The organism is Pseudomonas sp. 008 (assembly GCF_016861935.1).
GTDB lineage: Bacteria > Pseudomonadota > Gammaproteobacteria > Pseudomonadales > Pseudomonadaceae > Aquipseudomonas.
Genome location: NZ_BOMA01000001.1, coordinates 254591 through 273372 on the forward strand (window position 1 = coordinate 254591; position 18782 = coordinate 273372).

Genomic DNA, 18782 nt, shown 5'->3' on the forward strand with positions numbered 1-18782 from the left:
CATCCAAGACAAAACAATACTTCGCGCACCATGCATCGTTCTGGCGCAATGCAATGCTCCCATATAAAGCGCTCGGTGCATCGATTAGCTTTGAAAGCCGCAGGGCATGGTCACTGGCTCGACACCTGTAGAGTTCATACGGCGAACGATAGTAGCGAGGCCCATGCTTAGTGTTCTGTACTGTGAACTTCGAATAAGGCGTCGGCATTCCAATAGTTGGCGGCTACAATAGGATTTCACTCATCCAATTCTGACCTAATCCAATGTTCGACTTGAACGACATTGCGATCTTCATTCAGATCGTAGACGCCGGTAGCTTTGCTGGTGCAGCACGCCGCTCAGGCGTACCTGCCAACACTTTAAGCAGACGTATAAAGCAGCTAGAAGAACATATGGGAATTCGGCTCTTTCATCGATCGACTCGAAAGCTGGCGCTTACCGATGCGGGCAAGTCCTTGTATAGGCAAAGCGCTACTCAGATCAACGAACTGTCTGAGGTCAGTCGCCAGCTATCGAGCGGCAGTGGAGAGCCAACCGGTAGGATACGGATTGCGGCGCCATCAGATTTTTTCGAAATTTTCCAAATGGAATTTGTCGCAGATTTTCTTTCTCGATACCCAAAGATCCATCTGGACTTTGCTTTGAGTGATCAGCGTGTTGATCTCATTGGTGAAGGCATGGATCTAGCGTTTAGAGCGGGGGTAATGCCTGACTCAAGCCTGGTGGCCCGCAAGATCAATACAGGTCGCCGGATTCTTGCAGCCAGTCAAAAATACCTGAACAGCTACGGCGTTCCAAAAGATATCTACGCGCTAAGTCAACATACCTGCATTCTGCCGACTCACGCACAAGGTCAGTCCACTTGGTATCTGGATGGCCCGCTCGGCGGGGCGAAAATCGTGATTACGGGAAGATTCAGTGCAAACACTACTCAGGCTCAATTGAAAGCAGCTATTAACAGCCTGGGTATCTGTTTCTTACCTGAGCCCATTCTGCGGGCAAGTTTGAGAGCTGGCCTCCTCGTTGAGGTGTTATCCGATTACGACCAGCAAAACAATGATCTATTCATTGTGTATCCCAGCCGAAATCAAATTCCTGTGGCCGTTCGAAAATTTGTTAAGGAGGCAATAGCCCACCTACAGGGAGAGCTTCTCGAGTAACACTCGCCTAGGTTCGCGCGAGGGGAATCCCAAGGGTACCGCTGGCTGGTTTGCGTAGAAGAGAGAGTGGTAACCAAAAAAACTATCAGCAGCAACACGAGCAAAACGCTGGAGCGTTTAGCTTAATAACCTTGAGATCGCGTGTTCAAACAAAATCAAAACGGATCCCCTCCCCTCTGAATTAATCCTAGCTGAACTGATAACCAACACGGCGTGGTCGACAAGTGGCTGTCGTCCACGCCGTGTTGGCCTGCACCGACTCACACCCGGAACTGTTTAACTGCCGCATTCAGATTTTCACTTAATTTCGCCAGATCACGTGCAGTCGCAGCGCCATGCTGGATTTCCTGGGCAACACTTTCCACCGCCACCGCGATCTGATGAATGCTACGATTCACTTCTTCGGAGACCATCGTTTGTTGATCCGCAGCGCTAGCAATTTGCGTGTTCATGGCATTGATGGTGCCAATCTGTGTAGCAATAACGCGCAACGATTCAGTAGCGTGAGCAGCTTGCTCGCTCGTTTTGCTACCGGCATCACTGGATTGCTTCATGGCGTCGACGGAATCGGCAGTGCCCTGTTTAAGCCTTTCGATCATTGCCTGAATTTCCTGAGTGCTGGTTTGCGTGCGACCGGCAAGTGCGCGCACCTCGTCAGCCACCACTGCAAAGCCCCGGCCGGCTTCGCCAGCACGCGCAGCTTCAATGGCAGCATTGAGCGCAAGCAAATTGGTTTGCTCAGCAATCGAACGAATGACCACCAGCACACCGACGATCGAGTGAACATCCTCCTGCAAATGGTCGAGTGATGCTCCACTGGCCTTGAGATCACTTACGAGTGCGAAAATGTTCTCAACGCTAGTTGCGACGATTTCACCTGCAGAGAGGCCTTCTCTTTCAGCTTGACCCGCCGATACGGCGGCCTCTTGAGCACTGCGGGCAACTTGAAGTGCAGCGGCGGACAATTGATTGATAGCCGCAGCCACTTGATCGGTTTCCTGGCGTTGGAGGTGCATGGCTTTTTCCGAGCGATTGGCTTGCGCGGCGACATCAGTGGCCAAACCATTAAGCTGCCCGGTCATAGCCGCAATGTCCCGAACCAAGGAGTGGATTCGGTCTACAAATCGATTGAAAGAAATGGCCAAATGGGCAAGTTCATCTTTTCCGAGAACGGGCAATCGACGCGTAAGATCACCATCACCCTCAGCCACTTCGCTCAACTGAATCCTGATTTGGCGAAGCGGTGACATCACCCGCACAACAAGCCATTTGACGATAAATGAGAGCAACACCGCTGCAACCACAGCAAATGCCAGGATAAAACTGATCAACCTCTCAGCATGAAGTTTCATTTTGTGGGTTACTTCTGCGACTTGCGGCTCGATATCGTCATAATTAACGGCAGAACCTACAATCAGGTCCCACTTTTCAAAGTACACCGCATAACCAAGCTTAAGTATCACTCTATCGCTGTTAGGCGCAGCAAAGTTATAATTCTGATAGTGAGTGCCGTCTTTTGCGACACGCACCAACTCATTGATCACCAAAACCCCGGAAGCATCGCGGAAGTCTTTAAAATTTTCTCCTATTTTAATGTCTTTATCAGACCAAAATATTCGGACACTATTTCCGTCATAACCAAAAAAATAACCATCCGCCCCATAGTGAAGTTGTTTCAGTATTGCCACGGCCTTATCACGAGCGGCCATATCGTTATTGCCTGAGGCGGAGTAAATTTGAGCAATGGCGCTTTTTGCGATCTCTAGCGTTTGCTTAAGTTCTTCTTTGCGCCCATTGATCAGCATTTCGCGCGTATCACGAACCTGCTCATCGGTGGCGCTTTGCAGTAAAACAGCGGCTACGCTAGCAATAAGACATGCCAGTACCAAGACCGGTACAATGCATAGCAACACAAATTTAGTACGGATAGATAGTTTCATTTTGCGGCGCCATGGATCCAAGCGTTTAGGTTCGCAAGCTTGGCTGGAAGTAACACATTAATTACTACCGCCAGCCAAGCAAGCTCGAACTGCACTACCAATTCATGAACGGTTAGAACGCAGCCTCACCATTGAGGCACCGCTCACAACGCGGACGCTTCCCAAAACCAGTCTAAACTTGAAATCGCCGAAACTCGGCAATATAAATGTTTACACCATTATCAAGAAACATGCCGACATTTGACTTCAGACTTTCTAGCTGAGAGAGTCAGAAATGATATACGGTTTGGAACCAGAAGCGATCGCCCTTGGATTTATTTTCCACCTCCGTCTCATGTTGCCACTTCAAAACAATGCCAAAAGCCGGCGTCTGGTACTTTATAGATGGACCAAACGCGAACACCTGACCTTTGTTACCGTCACCGTATGTCTGCCCGAATTGCTCATCATCGGTGACCTGCTTATAAATGTACCCGTTAACGCCCACCTGAAACTCTTTGGTTACGTTATATCCGATATTGTAATCCGCGTTGATTTCGTCACCCGATTGATATTTGGTCGCGTCATTCTTCTTATTCATTAGATAAATAATTTTTGAACTGACTTCCAAATTCTCAAAAGGATACGCTGTGAACGCATACCAAGGCCCATATGACCACGTATTTCGACCAGGGTTAAGCAGTCGATCTTCGTCGTAAGAACCCGTAGGAGCAACGATGTCTACGCCGACCAATTGTGAAAAGCGCGGAGTGCTCCAGCCAAGGATCACAGGAACAAGCGTAAGGTCACCAACACCACTCTGACGATCAGTCTTGTGAACACGACCACGTGGCGTGTCTACATCAAAGCTGACTTTGCCGTCTATCAGCGGAAGTGCGAAGCGACTTTCTACCTTTGCACCAAATAACGTAACATCCGAATAAACATAATCCACACGAACTGACATCGCATGAACGTCAAGATCAAAATTATGTATATTCGCCTTATTATGACCACTGCTATCTTTAGTCTCCCCAGCTTTATAGTCACTCAAGTACAGGAAAGCGGTCAGCCCTGGTGGAGGCATCTTTCCGGACAACACCGTATTTACACCAACTGGATAGCCACTACCACCGCCCTCAGTTGCCTGAGCCAATGAAATCGGAAGTAGAGCGCCAGCGCAAATAGTCGCAACTATGCATTTGGTGCCAACGTAGTGACTACGGCTTTTAACGTTCATCTGCTCACATACCTTCTTTTTATTTTTAGTGCATGTTTCACTTTAACTTTGCCATTATTTGAGCAAAGCGAGGCCCATCTCCAGTTCTTGGAGTGTTACGGGTATGGGATAGAATCTACCGACCTGTGATTGACCGGAAGTTCCAGAACTACATTACGCGATGATGGTCTCTAGTTCTCCGAGCCCATCAATCCAAACTTTCAACACGTCGCCTCGGACGAGGAACACGCCCTTCTCCATGCCTACGCCAGCGGGAGTTCCAGTCAACAAAACATCTCCTGGGAACAATTCGATACGCTGAGTCAGGTACTCGATCTGATCCGCTATGCCGTACAGATGATTGGAGGTGTTGGAGTCTTGTTCTAATTGACCGTTACGCCACAGCTTGATGTCGAGGTTTTCCGGATCATCGACAAACTGGGCCGGTGTCAGGAAAGGCCCCAATGGACACGCTCCGTTGAAAATTTTGTGACCGATCCAGTCAAAACGAAACGGCGAACTAGCATCCACTTTGTCGCGCACCAAACTGTCCCGGGCGGACAGATCGTTGGCACAGGTGTAACCCGCTATGTAATCCAGGGCTTTGTCAGCACTAACCCGATAAGCTCGGTGGCCAATCACCACTGCCAGCTCGGCTTCCCAATCGAGCTTTTTAGTCCCTTCAGGTATCCCTACAATCTGTTTGTGCCCAACAAGACTACCCCGGCCGGCCTTGATGAAATGCCAAGGGGCGATGCCATCACTGCGCGGGTCCAGAGAAAGATTCATATTGAAGGCACGGGCCATAGCTTCAACATGGTCCCTGTAGTTAGCCCCGGCCGCATAGATGGTACCCGGGTGCTGCAAGGGCGATGCGAACTCCAGGGCCCCTAAATCTAGCAGTTGAGCCTTGAAGTTGATCGGATGATCTGCGATCTCATTAGCCAATATCTGAAGTTGTTCGTTGGAGCGCTTCCAATCTTCCAGCAAGCCGTCGATGGTGAGTGCTGGCAGATCAAGAAATACAGCGTTTGCCGCTCGACTCAGGTCATAAGCCTGATCACCTACCAACAAACCCGTTAAAGGCGTGGCGGTGTCGGACTGGTATGCGAACAATTGGTATTTCATAAAGCCACCATCAAAGAAGCGAAGCGCGTTTATCGGAGAAGGTCACGTGCACCGTAAGCCCCCCTTCCATGAGCATCCATTTGCGCACTTCGACGCCGAACACCCCATTGGCGATGAAAGGATCAGTGCGGACCAGGCGCTCGGCCTCGGCCAAGTCAGCTGCTCGAAGGATGCTCATCCCTCCAGCCTGACCGGGAGCGTGCTGGTCTGATACAAAAGGTCCGGAAGCGAAGAGCTCCCCACGATTCTGGGCAGCGATGGCCCACTGTAAGTGGGCCCCGAGCAACTCCGACATGCGAGTGAGATCTTGCGGGGTGCGAAAAGCTACAAACAAAGGCTTGTTCAGCATTCCGGCCAGCAAAGCCTGCTCTGCGGTCAGATCAGCCATTTGCAAGCGCCTCAGTGAGGGCTTCCGAAGGAGCCTCTGCGTTTGGAACCTCGAAGTTCTGGGCAAAACTCTCCGAGGCAGGACTCACCGCCCAAACCGATTGCAGTTCATGAGGTCCGGACACGCTCAAAGGGACCCAGTCGCTGTCTTCCGGAATCAGGTCGATGTCCCAGAAATACTCCACCAGGCTGTTCCAAGGATCGCGGATGTAGTGGAAATAATTGGAACCACCCACATGCCGGCCGAGGCCATAGGCGTCGGTATACCCCTTGGCAATCAGGTTCTGGGCACCGAGTTCAATTTCGTCGATGTCCATCACTTCGAAACTCAAGTGATGCAAGCCAGTGTGAGAGCTTTTGGCCAAGCCCAGTGCGTGATGATCGCCACCGCAACCAAAACGCAGAAACGCAAGAATGCCGTCAGCTTGGTCAGACACTTTCATACCAAGCACTTCGGTGTAGAACTGGACGGACTTGTCGACGTCCAGATCGAACTTGATCAGGTGCCCCAGGCGCAGCGGCGTAGCAGTGCGTGACGAAGAGGTGAGATCACACGCGCGTTTACCAATACGACGGTAGCGTCCAGGGGTATTGATCTCAGGGATTGAGGTAGGCGCGGACGGCTGTTCAACAGCCTCACAGACATGAACCCAATCGTTGCTTGGATCACGGAACCACAGCCCTTTGGTATCGATTTCGAAAGGCGCTGCTTCCAGTTGAACATTGTGCTTCTGGAGATTGCTGCGAACCTGCTCCAACCCCGCCGCGTCAGTACCGTAGGCCACATAGCTCAGACGCTTTGGGTTGCCTGGCATCAGACGAACTTGATCTTGAGCTCGCCCTTTACAGCGGAAGGCCAGATGCTCGCCCGAGACGCGCGCTTCGAGACCGAACGCCTCGTAAAATGCGCGCCCCACTTCCAGGTCCGGAACAGACAGCCCCACATGGTGAAGAAAACGGATCATGACGGTATCTCCTTATTATTGGATTGGCGAAAACGAGGCGCCTGTCAGCAGCTCAACGTGCTGCGTTACGACCAAATGCCCTGCTTTGGCGAGAAATTCGCGCCATTTCAGATTGCTCGAAAGCGCGGCGCGACGTTGCGCCCGGTCTTCATAGCTGGCGAAGCCCCAGATGTGGATGACCCGATTGATGTCGCCCGTTTCAGGTTTGAAATAGGCAATGAGGTTTCCCAGTGCTGCGCTTTGCAGCTTCAGACCGTCTTCTTCATAAACACGGAGAAATTCATGCAAGGCACCAGGCTTGAGCTGGTAAGTGCGTTGTTCAATTAACATGTCGCTCACTCTTCTTGGGGGAGTACGCTGGAATCGGATTCGATCAACCTGATCACGGCGGAGATATCTTCTTCACCCATGCCCATATCTAGCGCACGAAGGAAATAAGATTCGGCGACGCTGAACAGCGGCGATGCGCAGCCCAGGTCATCAGACAGTTCGCCGGCCATCTGCAGGTATTTTTCCAGCGTCACCAGTGCACCGGGTGCTGGCTTGAAGGTACGGCTGGCCATCATTGGCGCTCGAATCGAGAACATCGTCGACCCCCCCGCACTCTGGCGGATCACTTCGACAACTTTGTCAGCACTGAAGCCGGCTCGTACACCCAGATTCAAAGCCTCAGCGGCAGCCAGCGTGTGGATGGTCAACAGGTAGTTGGCGATTAGTTTCATCGCCACTGCGCTGCCGAACTCGCCAATACGGAATTGAATGTCTGCAATGGCGCTGAGCACCGGCTGGCAGTGCTCGATGAGCTGCTCATCGCCGCCGAGGAATATCGATGCTTTGCGCGCAAGGACCATGGGGGGAGAACCGCTGATCTCTGCCTCCAGGATCTCAGCTCCCTTGCTTTCGATACGCTTAGCCAACTGTTCTTTGAAGGCACGCTTGTACGTGCCCATTTCGATCAGTGTGTGTTCCGGACGCAGCGCATTGAACAAGCCGTTTGGCCCATCCATGACCTCCAGCTCAGCGGCTTCGCCGGGCAAGCACAGGAGGATGAAGTCCGCCTCAGCGGCGACCTCTGCTGGGCTTGATACAGCGATGCCACCAAGTTGAGTAAAGGCCTCACGGTCGCGGCGACGATAACCAACCACTCGAAAACCGGCTTTGAGCAGGTTGGTTGCGATGGGAAGGCCGAGTTGGCCGAGTCCCACCATGCCAATAGTGATAGAGCTCATTATTTTCTACTCTCACATTGTTATTTTTTTTATGTACACCACAGGGCGTCATCGGCTGCTAACTTAGGCGCGGCCGATGCCGAGAACAAATAGCCTGAGTTGTTTATAAGTAGTAATTACAGTGATACGAGGCGCTGCGATGAAGGATCTGAACCTACTGTTTACGTTCGAAGCGCTTTGGCGTGACCACTCAGTTTCAATTGCAGCAGAGAATCTGGGGGTTACCCAGGGTGCAGTCAGCGGATCGCTCAAGCGTATGCGCCAGGAATATGGCGACAGGTTATTCACAGTTGTGGGCCGGCGCATGGAACCTACTCCGTTCGCAATACAGATCGCGCCAACGCTGCTTGAGGCGCTGGAATTGGTGCGTGAGGCGCAAAGCCGGGCACTCGATTTTGATCCGCAGCACTGCCGCAAGACCTTTACGGTGCGTACACGCGATATTGGCGAAGCCGTCTGCCTGCCAACGATTCTGAAAGAGCTGCGCGCCCAGGCGCCCATGAGCCGCGTGTACACCGTGGCTGGCACCGTCGATGACACCTTGAACGGACTCTCAACGGGGCGCATTGACTTGGCGATTGGTTACCTGCCGACGTTGAAGACGGACATTCATCGAACGATCGTGTCCTCTCAACACTACGTCTGTGCTCTGCGCGTAGGCCACCCGCTGGAGGATGCCGAACTCACGCTGGAGCGCTTTCTTTCGCAGCAGCACCTGCTGGTGGAAACAGGGGGCACCGGCCACGTGGCGCTTGAGCGTGCCCTGGTCGAAGCAGGTGCACGTCACAATATTGGCGTTCGCATCCCTCAGTACCTCTCCGCCCCTCACCTGCTCATTGAGTCTGACATGCTGTGGGTCGTACCCAGTGTCCTGGGCAAGACAATGGCGCGATTCTTCCCGCTCATAATGAAGCCCGTACCGCTTGCCCTACCCGAGTTCGATGTAGCCCTTTACTGGCATGACCGCTTTCATCGCGATCCCCAAAACAAGTGGTTTCGTGACATGGTGGCGAGCGCACTACGACTGTCGCTAGAACCCTGACCCAGCCCTGTCAGGGTTCTGAGAACAGGTCGAACATCAGCTGTCTCAGCCAGCGGCTGGCTGGGTCTCGGTGATACCTGGCATGCCACAGCATATTGACGGTGAACTCTGGAATGGCCACCGGGTGAGGTAGCGCCGTCAAACCGAAGTGATCCTGGCTGGCGGTGGCGAAGCGCTCCGGTACAGTGGCGAGCAAGTCAGTGCGCTGAAGGATATGTCCGATCGCCGCAAAATGTGGGACCTCCAGGCGTATCGAGCGCCGAATGCCAAGCCGCGTCATCAGCGCATCCGCTTCACCATGACCGGTGTTCGCAGCAACAACTCGCACATGCCCATACTCACAAAACCGCTCCAGGGTGAGAGGTTCCTGAGTGGCCGGGTGTCCTTTGCGGCACAGACAAACATAGTGTTGACGCAGCAATCGGCGCTGAAAAAAACCCGCTTGCAACTGCGGAATCAGGCCCACAGCAAGGTCCACGGTACCGTTCTGCAGCTCCTCGTTGAGACTGATCACATTGTTGCGCACGGTGCTGATCGCACATCCAGGCGCGAGGCGTGCAAAAGCATCCATTAGCCTGGGTATCAGGTGGATCTCCCCAATGTCAGTCATAGACACCTTGAACGTCCGGGTACTGCTCGATGGGTCAAAGGCGTTGGCCCTACTCAAGGCATCGCGCAGCGTATCCATGGCCTGCAGCACAGGTTCGGCCAGTTGTTCAGCAAACGGTGTCGGCTGCATGCCGTGATACGTGCGCACAAACAGATCATCGCCCAGCACTGCTCGTAACCGCTTGAGCGCGTTGCTGACGGCTGGCTGGGTGAGCCCCAGGTTTTCTGCCGTAGTGGATACACGACGATCCAGCATGAGCTGATTAAAGACCACCAAAAGGTTCAGATCCAGATCGTGTAGTTCCATGATCCACCGCTTTAGCATCGCCCCTTGAGCGCGCCCGAAAAGTAATATTCACATCTGTAATAGATCTTATACGGACCTATGCATTTATCAATGTCACTCCAATACCCATGATGGTCGCACAACAAGAAACACACTCATGGGTATCCAAATGAATAACAACAGCTCTAAAAAAAACCTGCGTATCGCTATCGTTGGCGGCGGCATCTCCGGCGTCGGCCTTGCCCTTGATCTCTGCCGCAACAGCGACGTCGAAGTCACACTGTTCGAGGCTGCTCCAGCTTTCGGTGAAGTGGGTGCCGGCATTGCCTTTGGTGCAAACGCAGTGCGAGCCCTGGATGGCCTGGGTATCGGTGAGGATTACCGCAAAGTCGACGATCGTACTCCTGCGCCTTGGGAGGAAGTCTGGTTTGAATGGCGCCGCGGCGATGGCGAAGCCAAGTATCTGGCCACCACGGTCATGCCTGGAATGGGCCAATCGACTGTACACCGTGCCGACTTTCTCGATGTCCTCACTACTCATCTTCCTGAAGGCACTGCTCAGTTCAACAAACGCGCGGTCGGCGTTGAGCAGAACGGCACAGAAGCTCGCGTCTTTTTCGCCGACGGCACTGACTTCGTCTGCGACCTGTTGATCGCCGCGGACGGTATCAAATCGGCACTGCGTGCGCACGTTATGGAAGGCATCGACGCGCCGCCCGCTGAACCACGCTTCACCGGCACCTGTGCCTATCGAGGCATGATCGACAGCGATACGCTGCGCGCGGCCTTCCTGGCCAAAGGTCTCAATACCCATCTGGTGGACGTACCGCAGATGTACCTGGTCAAAGACGGTCATATCCTGACATTCCCGGTCAAACAGGGTCGTGTCATCAATATGGTGGCTTTCCTTACTGACCGTTCGACAGATACGCCGCAATGGCCCGCTGATGCGCCATGGGTTCGCAAGACCACACAAGCCGACATGCTGAAAGATTTCGCCGACTGGGGCGAGGCGCCACGTACGCTGCTCGAGTGCATTCCCGAACCGACTTACTGGGCGCTGCATGACATCGCTGAGCTGCCAGGCTACGTGCATAACCGCGTGGTACTGATTGGTGATGCGGCCCATGCCATGTTGCCACACCAAGGCGCTGGAGCGGGTCAAGGGCTGGAAGATGCCTACTTCCTGGCGCGCATGCTGGGTGATCCACGCCTGACCGCCGACAACCTCCCTGCTGTACTTGCAACCTACGACGAATTGCGCCGTCCGCGTGCTTGCAAAGTTCAACGCACCTCGTGGGAAACCGGTGAGCTGTTCGAGATGCGTGACCCTGAAGCTGGTGATAACGAGCAAATCCTGGCCGTCAAACTGGAAACCCGCTTCAACTGGTTGTGGAACCATGACCCGGCATCCGATGTGGCCGAGGCGCGCGCGCGTCTGGGCTGGGAGCCTCAGTCAGCCATAGCCTAAAACCTGGCGTTCCCCGGGACGCGCCAACGCAGCGTCCCGGCTCAATAAAAACCATAAAAAGAGCCATGCCATGCGAACTATCGATGTAGCCGCCCTGCTAAACGGGGCAAAACTCAATTCATTCCACACCAGCCTTCTGCTCTGGAGCGCACTCATCATCATCTTCGACGGGTACGACCTGGTCATCTACGGTGTCGTGCTGCCTTCCTTGATGAAAGATTGGGGTTTAAGCGCCTTACAGGCAGGTCTGCTCGGAAGCTGCGCACTGCTTGGCATGATGGTCGGAGCACTGACCTTCGGCTCGCTGTCTGATCGGATCGGCCGACGCAAAGCCATCACCACTTGCGTTGTCCTGTTCAGCGGCGTAACGGTTATCAACGGTTTTGCCCGTACCCCTGAGGAGTTCGCGCTGTGCCGTTTCATTGCCGGTATCGGTATCGGCGGGGTTATGCCCAACGTTATCGCACTGATGAATGAGTACTCACCGAATAGGCTGCGTAGCAGGCTGATCTCTATTATTTTTGCTGGCTATGCTGTCGGAGGAATGATCTCCGCCGCACTCGGCATGCTTTTAATTCCAACATGGGGCTGGTCATCGGTTTTTTTTGTGGCCGCAGTGCCTTTGTTTGTGTTGCCACTGCTGGTCAGGCAATTGCCGGAATCAATTAACTTCCTACTGCGCAAGGGGCAGGTCAGTTCAGCCCAACAGCTGCTGCAAAGAGCAGAACCAGGTTATGCCCCGCAAGCGGATGACACGTTTCATCTTGAAGCAGGTCAAGCACCGAAAGTCTCAATCGTGCAGATATTTCAGGATGGCAGGCTGACCAACACGCTGCTGCTCTGGCTTGCGTTCTGCTGCAGTCTGCTGATGATATACGGCATCAGTGCATGGCTTCCGAAGCTGATGAGCACTGCTGGCTATGGGATCAACTCGAGTATCGGTTTTCTGTTGGTACTCAATTTCGGCGCCATTTTCGGCTCGCTTTTCGGAGGCTGGCTGGCAGACCGGCTTGGACTCGGACGGGTGCTGTTGTGTTTTCTGATTCTCAGTAGCCTGGTCCTGAGCCTCATGGCGGTAAAGGCCCCGCTACCGGTGCTGTATGCATTGATCGCCGTCGCCGGTGGCGGCACATTCGGCGCTCAAATTCTGGCCAATGCATTTGCGGTGCAGTACTACCCTGCGCACATTCGTTCCACGGGGCTGGGCTGGGCAATGGGCATCGGTCGTATCGGTGCGATCATTGGTCCGATGCTCGGAGCCGCTATCCATGGTGCAGAACTGCCGATGGAGGTTTCCTTCTTGGCTTTTGCAATCCCGGGACTTATTGGTGCCTCCGCAATTGGTGTGTTCATATTTCGGGTCAAACGCGGTCTGCACACGGGCCTTGATCCGCAGGGCATAAATACTCTTCCGTCGACATCTCCTTCTTCAGACGTATAGCAGGCTGATCCGCTGCGACGCCTGGCGGTGCGTGTAAATTAAAAACCTGCATTTGGAAGCCGGTATGACAACTGCAATCATCGAAAGCATAGAGACGATCCTCGTCGACCTGCCGACCATCCGCCCGCACAAGCTGGCGATGCACACCATTTCGCAGCAGACGCTGGTGATCATTCGCCTGCGCTGCTGCGACGGCATCGAAGGCATCGGAGAGTCAACCACTGTTGGGGGGCTCTCGTATGCCTACGAAAGTCCAGAAAGTATCAAGATCAATATCGACAAGCACCTGGCTCCAGCATTGATCGGTATGGCCGCAGACAACATCAATGCAGCCATGCAAAAGTTGGACAGGATTGCCAAAGGCAATACTTTCGCTAAATCCGGGCTCGAAAGTGCATTGCTCGATGCCCAAGGTAAACGTCTGGGGCTGCCCGTCAGCGAACTGCTGGGGGGCCGTGTACGCGATACGCTGGAAGTCGGCTGGGTACTGGCAAGCGGCGACACCGCTCGCGACATTGCTGAGGCCGAACAGCTGCTTGATTTCCGTCGCCACCGTATCTTCAAAGTGAAGATCGGCGCCAATTCGCTGGACGAAGATCTCAAACACGTCATTGCCATCAAACGGGCGCTGTGCGATCGCGCCAGCGTTCGTGTCGACGTCAACCAGCACTGGGATGAGTCACAAGCGATTCGTGGATGCCAGGTACTGGGCAAAAACGGTATCGACCTGATCGAGCAGCCCATTTCTCGAATCAACCGTGCAGGTCAAGTGCGCCTCAACCAACGTAGCCCAGCTCCAATCATGGCCGATGAGTCCATCGAATCAGTCGAGGACGCCTTCAGTCTGGCAGCCGACGGTGCTGCGAGTGTATTTGCTCTCAAAATCGCCAAGAACGGTGGCCCGCGTGCAGTCTTACGCACCGCACAGATCGCAGAAGCCGCGGGTATCTCCTTGTACGGCGCGACCATGCTCGAAGGAAGCATCGGCACGCTAGCCTCGGCCCACGCGTTCCTCACGCTCAAGAGTCTCAGCTGGGGCACAGAGCTATTCGGGCCGCTGCTGCTCACCGAAGAGATTGTCAACGAGCCACCGGTGTACCGCAATTTCGAATTGCACGTACCCAATACCCCTGGCTTGGGCCTGAGCCTCGACGAAGACCGCTTGGCATTTTTCCGCCGCAAGTAGCCCTGGTGTTCCGTTCACCGTGCTCGTCATCAGCGACTGAACGCCCTGCTCTAACGCTCAGTCGCCACAACAACAAAAAATGAGGAACCTAAAAATGACCTTAAAAATCAGCCATACCCCCGAAGTACAGGCACTGCTCAAAGAAGCCGCTGGCTTCAACAATGATCAAGGCAGCCCGCGTCTGAAGCAGCTGATGTTTCGCCTTATTACCGACGTGTACAAGTTCATCGAAGAGCTGGAAGTAACCGAAGACGAGTTCTGGCTGGCGGTGGATCGTCTGAACAAGGTTGGCGCGCAATCCGAGTTCGGCCTGCTGCTTCCGGGGCTGAGTCTGGAGCACTTCATGGACTTGCTGCAGGATGCCAAAGATGAACAAGTGGGGCTGACCGGCGGTACCCCAAGGACCATCGAGGGTCCTCTGTACGTGGCCAACTCTCCGCTGAGCGACGGCTACGCGCGTATGGACGACGGCAGCGAAGACCACCTGGCGACGCCGCTGTTTATCGAAGGAACAATTTACAACACCGATGGCAAGCCTGTACCCGGTGCAATCGTCGATCTCTGGCAAGCCAATACCAATGGTACCTACTCCTACTTCGACGAGAGCCAAACGCCCTTCAACTTGCGTCGCCGCATTAAAACGGACGCAGAAGGTCGATACCGTGCACGCAGCATCATTCCAAGCGGCTACGGCGTGAATCCGCAAGGGCCGACTCAAGAATGCTTGAGCGCGCTCGGACGCCATGGCCAACGCCCTGCCCATATCCATGTGTTTGTCTCAGCACCGGACCATCGTCACTTAACCACCCAGATCAACCTCGCCGGTGACAAGTACCTCTGGGACGACTTCGCCTACGCTACCCGTAACGGGTTGGTGGGCGAGGCGAAGTTGGTCAACGATGTTGAAGCGTCCAAAGCGAATGGACTGGATGGCAGAGAGTTTGCCGAACTCGAATTTGACTTTGTGCTGCAGCCCGCAGCGAGCCCGGAAGCCGAAAATCGCAGTCAACGCCCACGTGTTGGCCAATGACGCATCAGCGCTCAGCATGACCGAGCGCTGAGTGCTACAGGTGTCAGCGTAGCGAGTAGAACCTTACAAGGCCCCTTCGTATGACGGGGCTTTGTTGTTAGAGGACGATGCATTGCTGATGTCGGATGTCCGACGGCGAATACCACACGAAAAAGCAGCGCCAATCATCGACGCACTTCATGTCGGGTTGATCGCCCTGCAGATTCAGTCCTCGTCCGGCATGCAGCCATTGACGATCCAGCGTGGCTGTCCTTTGATCAGATTCAATTCAAGCTGAGAACGCCCGGATGTTTCACGCACCCGCTGCAACACACGCTCAGGCACGGTGTACACCTGATCGTTGTTCGCGCCTCTGAGCACCACTTTTAATCGGTCTCCCACCGGCACGACCACAGCATTGAAGCCGATGTTACTGATTCGTGGATATAGAACCGGATGGGGGCCACCCAGACTGGTGAAGCGATAGTTTTCCAGCCATTGAAACCGTAGGAGATTTCCATTATCCATCGGGTAATTCCGAATGCCGTCATAGCGCCGGAGTGTGAGATTCATGGCATCGTCGAGTTTCATCTGACTAGGCCTCACCGTTTTTTCACGGGAATTGAAGCAACCATAAGGCGATGGCACGCCCAGCAAGAGATCAATCGTACCCCGTGAGTCATGGAGCCCTTCATCCAGCACACGACAGCCTGGCTGCTCACCGTTTTCAGGCAAGGCACAATCGTAGTCTTTCAAGTTTGGCCTCAACCCCATCCTTGCCATTGTCATTCGGGCGAACTGCGTGACCGCCATTCCGGCACCTTTTTTGTACGAGTCGCCCAAGTCCGAATGCGCTCCCGGTACTTCAATCGTCACAATTCGCTTCGGAAAGTAGAATAGTTCCGCCAGAGGATTATTTTCGTACCCCTCATCGGCATCGACCACCAGCCCAAAAAACTTGCGCGTTTCGTTCTGAGCCACAAAGTGGTAGGCAAACTCCAGATTCGTTGGCAACGCCAGATCGAGGTAATTCGCCATACCGGTAGCCACCGTATCGAACAGCAACGCGTAGGAACGTATTTTGAGTGGCTCACCCCACACGTTAACCAACGGCTTACTGGCCAACAGATTAAGGAAATATCGAGACGTCGCCGCCCCCCGACTGAAGCCGATCACAACAACACGGATCTCGCCGATCCCGGAATCCAGATTCGCAACTTTTTTCTCTACATCGGTCACGGCGCGACGTGCTGTTAACCGGGTACTCCAGCCAATTGCCGAATCAAAGGGGCAAGCCACCCATGAAGGACAGCCCGGGCCTGGATAGTAACTGGCCGACAATGCATCCACAGGGATAGATGCCTTTTCACTCCCCTTGTGAACTTCATCGATGACGTCCTGATATAGCCTCCCCACCACCGTGGCGTTTTCCGACTCAGGCGTATTGAAGAGGTCGTTGTTGGTGCCATCAAACGCCACGACCAGGGTATACACACCCGGCTTGCCATCGTTGACTCTCGGCACTATGACAGAGGACATTCCCCCGAGGTTATGAAGCTTGGTTTTCTGCTCTTCGGAAATCGGCACTTCACGACTGCCGGAAAATAAACTGGAGCACCCTGATAACATCAGGCAGAAAAGAAGGACCGCGTAGGTTCCTGGTAGCTTACTCACTCAAACGTTTCCCGTTAGCGGACATCGATCACCTGTGCCGAAGTCTTGATGACTCTATATCGGCGGTGTCAGTCGTTCCTTGATCGATTGCCAGCCTCGAGATGGTGACCTGACACACTCAACTGTCGACCCGATCGGGAAACCTTTCCGGGACACACGCGTCAGTTGCGCAACGCTAGTGGCGGACGGGCGAAATCGGGGAACCGCTGCCCTGTGCTTAGGGTGATGGATCTAGCCAAGAATAGGTGGGCCTTCCATTATCCTGCGCTTGGTACGTGCCCAGCTTTGAGATCGTTCGTTCCTGGATTGGCCCCTCCCCTCCGCATAACAATGAGTTCTTTGCTATTCCTCGAGAGAGTGTTCAAGAGCTAACCCGAAGCTCTCCACATCACGCCTAAGCACATGATCCAGCTCTTGGAAAGTACGATGAAGCTCTCGGCGATAGCCTTTTTTGGTGGTGTACTCGTCGCCAAAAATCATCGAGTTGATGAACACATGCGCGACGGTATTCGCGTCCTTTCGGTTCTGAAATCGTTTGTACCTTTCCAGGCAGATTTCCAGCATGTACACCTTGAAGCGGTCGTCGATTTTGGGGGAGACAAGGATGCTTTGCACAATACGACCCAATGCATCAGCGGCCTGTTTGGAAATGTACTGACCGTCGAAACCTTCCTGATTACGGACCTGCTCAGCGATCGAGTTCTGCTTTACGTCGATAAAGTCTTCAACCCAATCTGAGGCGATGGTGACGATCTCGTAGAGCAGAAAATGAAAGGGTGTGGGCCACTCGTGATGGGAGTCTGTTGGTTGTTGATCACGTAATTGCCAGAGGATTTTGTCGGTGAAATGAGTGAAATAGAACAGCCATAGATGGTCTTGAATGCCTTGGTGGATGGCTTCGTGGATCATGATCTCGAAAAGCTTGATTCCCGCATGGATGGGGCAGCGGTACTTTCCTGATTCGTTGTAGTAGCCCATCGGCAGGTTGTAGGCCTCAGCAAGTTTAGGATCCTCATCGATTCGCCTGCACACGGTTTCCCCGATGGGTTGATACAGCGCCAGGCGCTCGGCAGTCGTGACATCGTTGAACAGGAAATGAAGGATGCGATTCGAGGACGGTAAGGCTAGCCGATGACGGCCATTAAGGTTCTGATTGTTCTTCAGTTCGCTGTACAACAGGCTGTTGGTATCGTTGATGAGAGCAGCCACAAAGAGCTCAGTAAAATCTTCGCGGACCACCTCCTCGACCGCCAGAATCCTCAAACAAAAATGAGGATGACTGACGCTCAGGTAAGCAACGAACTGCGGTTGGTTGAGAATGCTTTTCAGGATGTCGCGCGCCCTATCTGCATGACGGCTTTTCGCGCGAAACTTCGTTTTAAGCCCGGTGAGCGATGAACAGGCTGGAACCTTGATCCTGCTACCCCACTTCTTCCGAAACAACGACGTATAAGCGTTGCTGAGCTCAAAGAGCTTGAACAGGTGGGGTTCTATGAGCGTGAAAAGCTCGTCGTAGCGCCTCGTCAACAACAGCTTGCTGACCAATACCTCAAAGGTGCCGATTTTTCCGGCGGCAAGTTTCGGCGCTCGCGCGCGCAGAAGTATGTACAGTCCCAGTCCCAGCAACAGCAGGTAAACCGCGCTGCCCTTGTCTAATCCCCATCGCCAGGAACCAAAACTGTAAAACAGCCCCACAGAGCGAAAGAAAGGCTCGAAGACAAGGTAGTGAATGATCAGGAAAACACTCAGTGCGATGCCCCAATCCACCCATGACATGCTCAGCCGAAATCGCAGTCGGGTGTTGGACGGGACCACCGCCCAAACGGCAGCAATCAACCCCAGAATCGTGATCAGTACGCTTGTGTCTATTGCAGAAGTATTCGGCATGGAATCGGAGAGTCAACGCAATTGGAAAGCACGCATTGAACCATGCCCGTTCGTATCTCGCGATGATTCTGCGCCTGGCCCACCAGCCGTAGCCTCTGTCCCTGGCAGCACGTTCTTAGCAGTGGTGTGGAGAGGGTAAGGCAAGAACCGTTGTTGTTATTCCAATCAGC

16 protein-coding genes and 1 pseudogene are annotated in these 18782 nt (G+C 53.8%); 6 read left to right on the forward strand and 11 right to left on the reverse strand.

Going from position 1 to position 18782, the window contains the following annotated elements; translation table 11 throughout:
• The first annotated feature begins 263 nt into the window (after window positions 1-263).
• The gene (locus JUI81_RS01085) at window positions 264-1160 is read left to right on the forward strand and encodes a LysR family transcriptional regulator (RefSeq protein WP_204123441.1); all 897 of its coding nucleotides are present in this window, start codon (window positions 264-266) and stop codon (window positions 1158-1160) included.
• A gap of 260 nt (window positions 1161-1420) precedes the next feature.
• Here the strand turns inward: JUI81_RS01085 and JUI81_RS32085 are convergent, their stop codons facing one another.
• The 8 genes and pseudogenes from JUI81_RS32085 to JUI81_RS01120 all read right to left on the reverse strand — a co-directional run bounded on the left by JUI81_RS32085 (window position 1421) and on the right by JUI81_RS01120 (window position 8007).
• On the reverse strand, window positions 1421-2242 hold the full coding sequence (locus JUI81_RS32085) for a methyl-accepting chemotaxis protein (protein ID WP_374707254.1): 822 nt from the start codon (window positions 2240-2242) through the stop codon (window positions 1421-1423).
• Window positions 2243-2278: 36 nt separating this feature from the next.
• A pseudogene (locus tag JUI81_RS32090) lies at window positions 2279-3100 on the reverse strand (cache domain-containing protein); the annotation flags it as partial.
• Between the two features lie 268 nt (window positions 3101-3368).
• Window positions 3369-4319, reverse strand: coding sequence for a transporter (locus JUI81_RS01095; RefSeq protein ID WP_204123443.1), 951 nt, complete (start codon window positions 4317-4319; stop codon window positions 3369-3371).
• A gap of 153 nt (window positions 4320-4472) precedes the next feature.
• Window positions 4473-5426 (reverse strand): fumarylacetoacetate hydrolase family protein, encoded by a 954-nt coding sequence (locus tag JUI81_RS01100; RefSeq protein WP_204123444.1) that lies wholly within the window; start codon window positions 5424-5426, stop codon window positions 4473-4475.
• 10 nt (window positions 5427-5436) lie between these two features.
• On the reverse strand, window positions 5437-5814 hold the full coding sequence (locus tag JUI81_RS01105) for a YciI family protein (protein WP_204123445.1): 378 nt from the start codon (window positions 5812-5814) through the stop codon (window positions 5437-5439).
• Window positions 5807-6778 carry a VOC family protein gene (locus JUI81_RS01110; protein WP_204123446.1) on the reverse strand — a complete coding sequence of 324 codons (972 nt, stop codon included), beginning with the start codon at window positions 6776-6778 and terminating at the stop codon, window positions 5807-5809. The genes JUI81_RS01105 and JUI81_RS01110 overlap by 8 nt, the downstream gene beginning before the upstream one ends.
• 15 nt (window positions 6779-6793) lie before the next feature.
• Entirely contained in the window at window positions 6794-7108 is a 315-nt protein-coding gene (locus JUI81_RS01115) for an NIPSNAP family protein (RefSeq protein WP_204123447.1), read from the reverse strand.
• Between the two features lie 5 nt (window positions 7109-7113).
• Entirely contained in the window at window positions 7114-8007 is an 894-nt protein-coding gene (locus JUI81_RS01120; RefSeq protein WP_204123448.1) for an NAD(P)-dependent oxidoreductase, read from the reverse strand.
• A 139-nt stretch (window positions 8008-8146) separates the two neighbouring features.
• Between JUI81_RS01120 and JUI81_RS01125 the strand changes: the two genes are divergently transcribed.
• Window positions 8147-9049: a LysR family transcriptional regulator gene (locus JUI81_RS01125; protein WP_204123449.1), complete on the forward strand. Its 903-nt coding sequence runs from the start codon at window positions 8147-8149 to the stop codon at window positions 9047-9049.
• A 10-nt stretch (window positions 9050-9059) separates the two neighbouring features.
• Here JUI81_RS01125 and JUI81_RS01130 read toward each other — a convergent pair whose 3' ends face one another.
• Entirely contained in the window at window positions 9060-9965 is a 906-nt protein-coding gene (locus JUI81_RS01130) for a LysR family transcriptional regulator (RefSeq protein ID WP_204123450.1), read from the reverse strand.
• 148 nt (window positions 9966-10113) lie between these two features.
• On the opposite strand from JUI81_RS01130, the gene salA reads away from it, so the two are divergent.
• From salA to catA, 4 genes are all read left to right on the forward strand, one after another.
• Window positions 10114-11415 (forward strand): salicylate 1-monooxygenase, encoded by a 1302-nt coding sequence (gene salA, locus JUI81_RS01135; RefSeq protein ID WP_204123451.1) that lies wholly within the window; start codon window positions 10114-10116, stop codon window positions 11413-11415.
• A 70-nt stretch (window positions 11416-11485) separates the two neighbouring features.
• Complete coding sequence (locus JUI81_RS01140) at window positions 11486-12856, forward strand: aromatic acid/H+ symport family MFS transporter (RefSeq protein ID WP_204123452.1); 1371 nt, start codon at window positions 11486-11488, stop codon at window positions 12854-12856.
• Window positions 12857-12920: 64 nt separating this feature from the next.
• Window positions 12921-14042, forward strand: a complete 1122-nt coding sequence (locus tag JUI81_RS01145; protein ID WP_204123829.1) for a muconate cycloisomerase family protein — start codon at window positions 12921-12923, stop codon at window positions 14040-14042.
• 94 nt (window positions 14043-14136) lie between these two features.
• Window positions 14137-15072, forward strand: coding sequence for a catechol 1,2-dioxygenase (catA, locus tag JUI81_RS01150; protein ID WP_204123453.1), 936 nt, complete (start codon window positions 14137-14139; stop codon window positions 15070-15072).
• Between the two features lie 204 nt (window positions 15073-15276).
• Here the strand turns inward: catA and JUI81_RS01155 are convergent, their stop codons facing one another.
• Both JUI81_RS01155 and JUI81_RS01160 read right to left on the reverse strand, forming a co-directional pair.
• Window positions 15277-16725 (reverse strand): phospholipase effector Tle1 domain-containing protein, encoded by a 1449-nt coding sequence (locus JUI81_RS01155; RefSeq protein ID WP_204123454.1) that lies wholly within the window; start codon window positions 16723-16725, stop codon window positions 15277-15279.
• Between the two features lie 342 nt (window positions 16726-17067).
• Window positions 17068-18612, reverse strand: a complete 1545-nt coding sequence (locus JUI81_RS01160) for a hypothetical protein (RefSeq protein WP_204123455.1) — start codon at window positions 18610-18612, stop codon at window positions 17068-17070.
• Window positions 18613-18782: the final 170 nt, after the last annotated feature.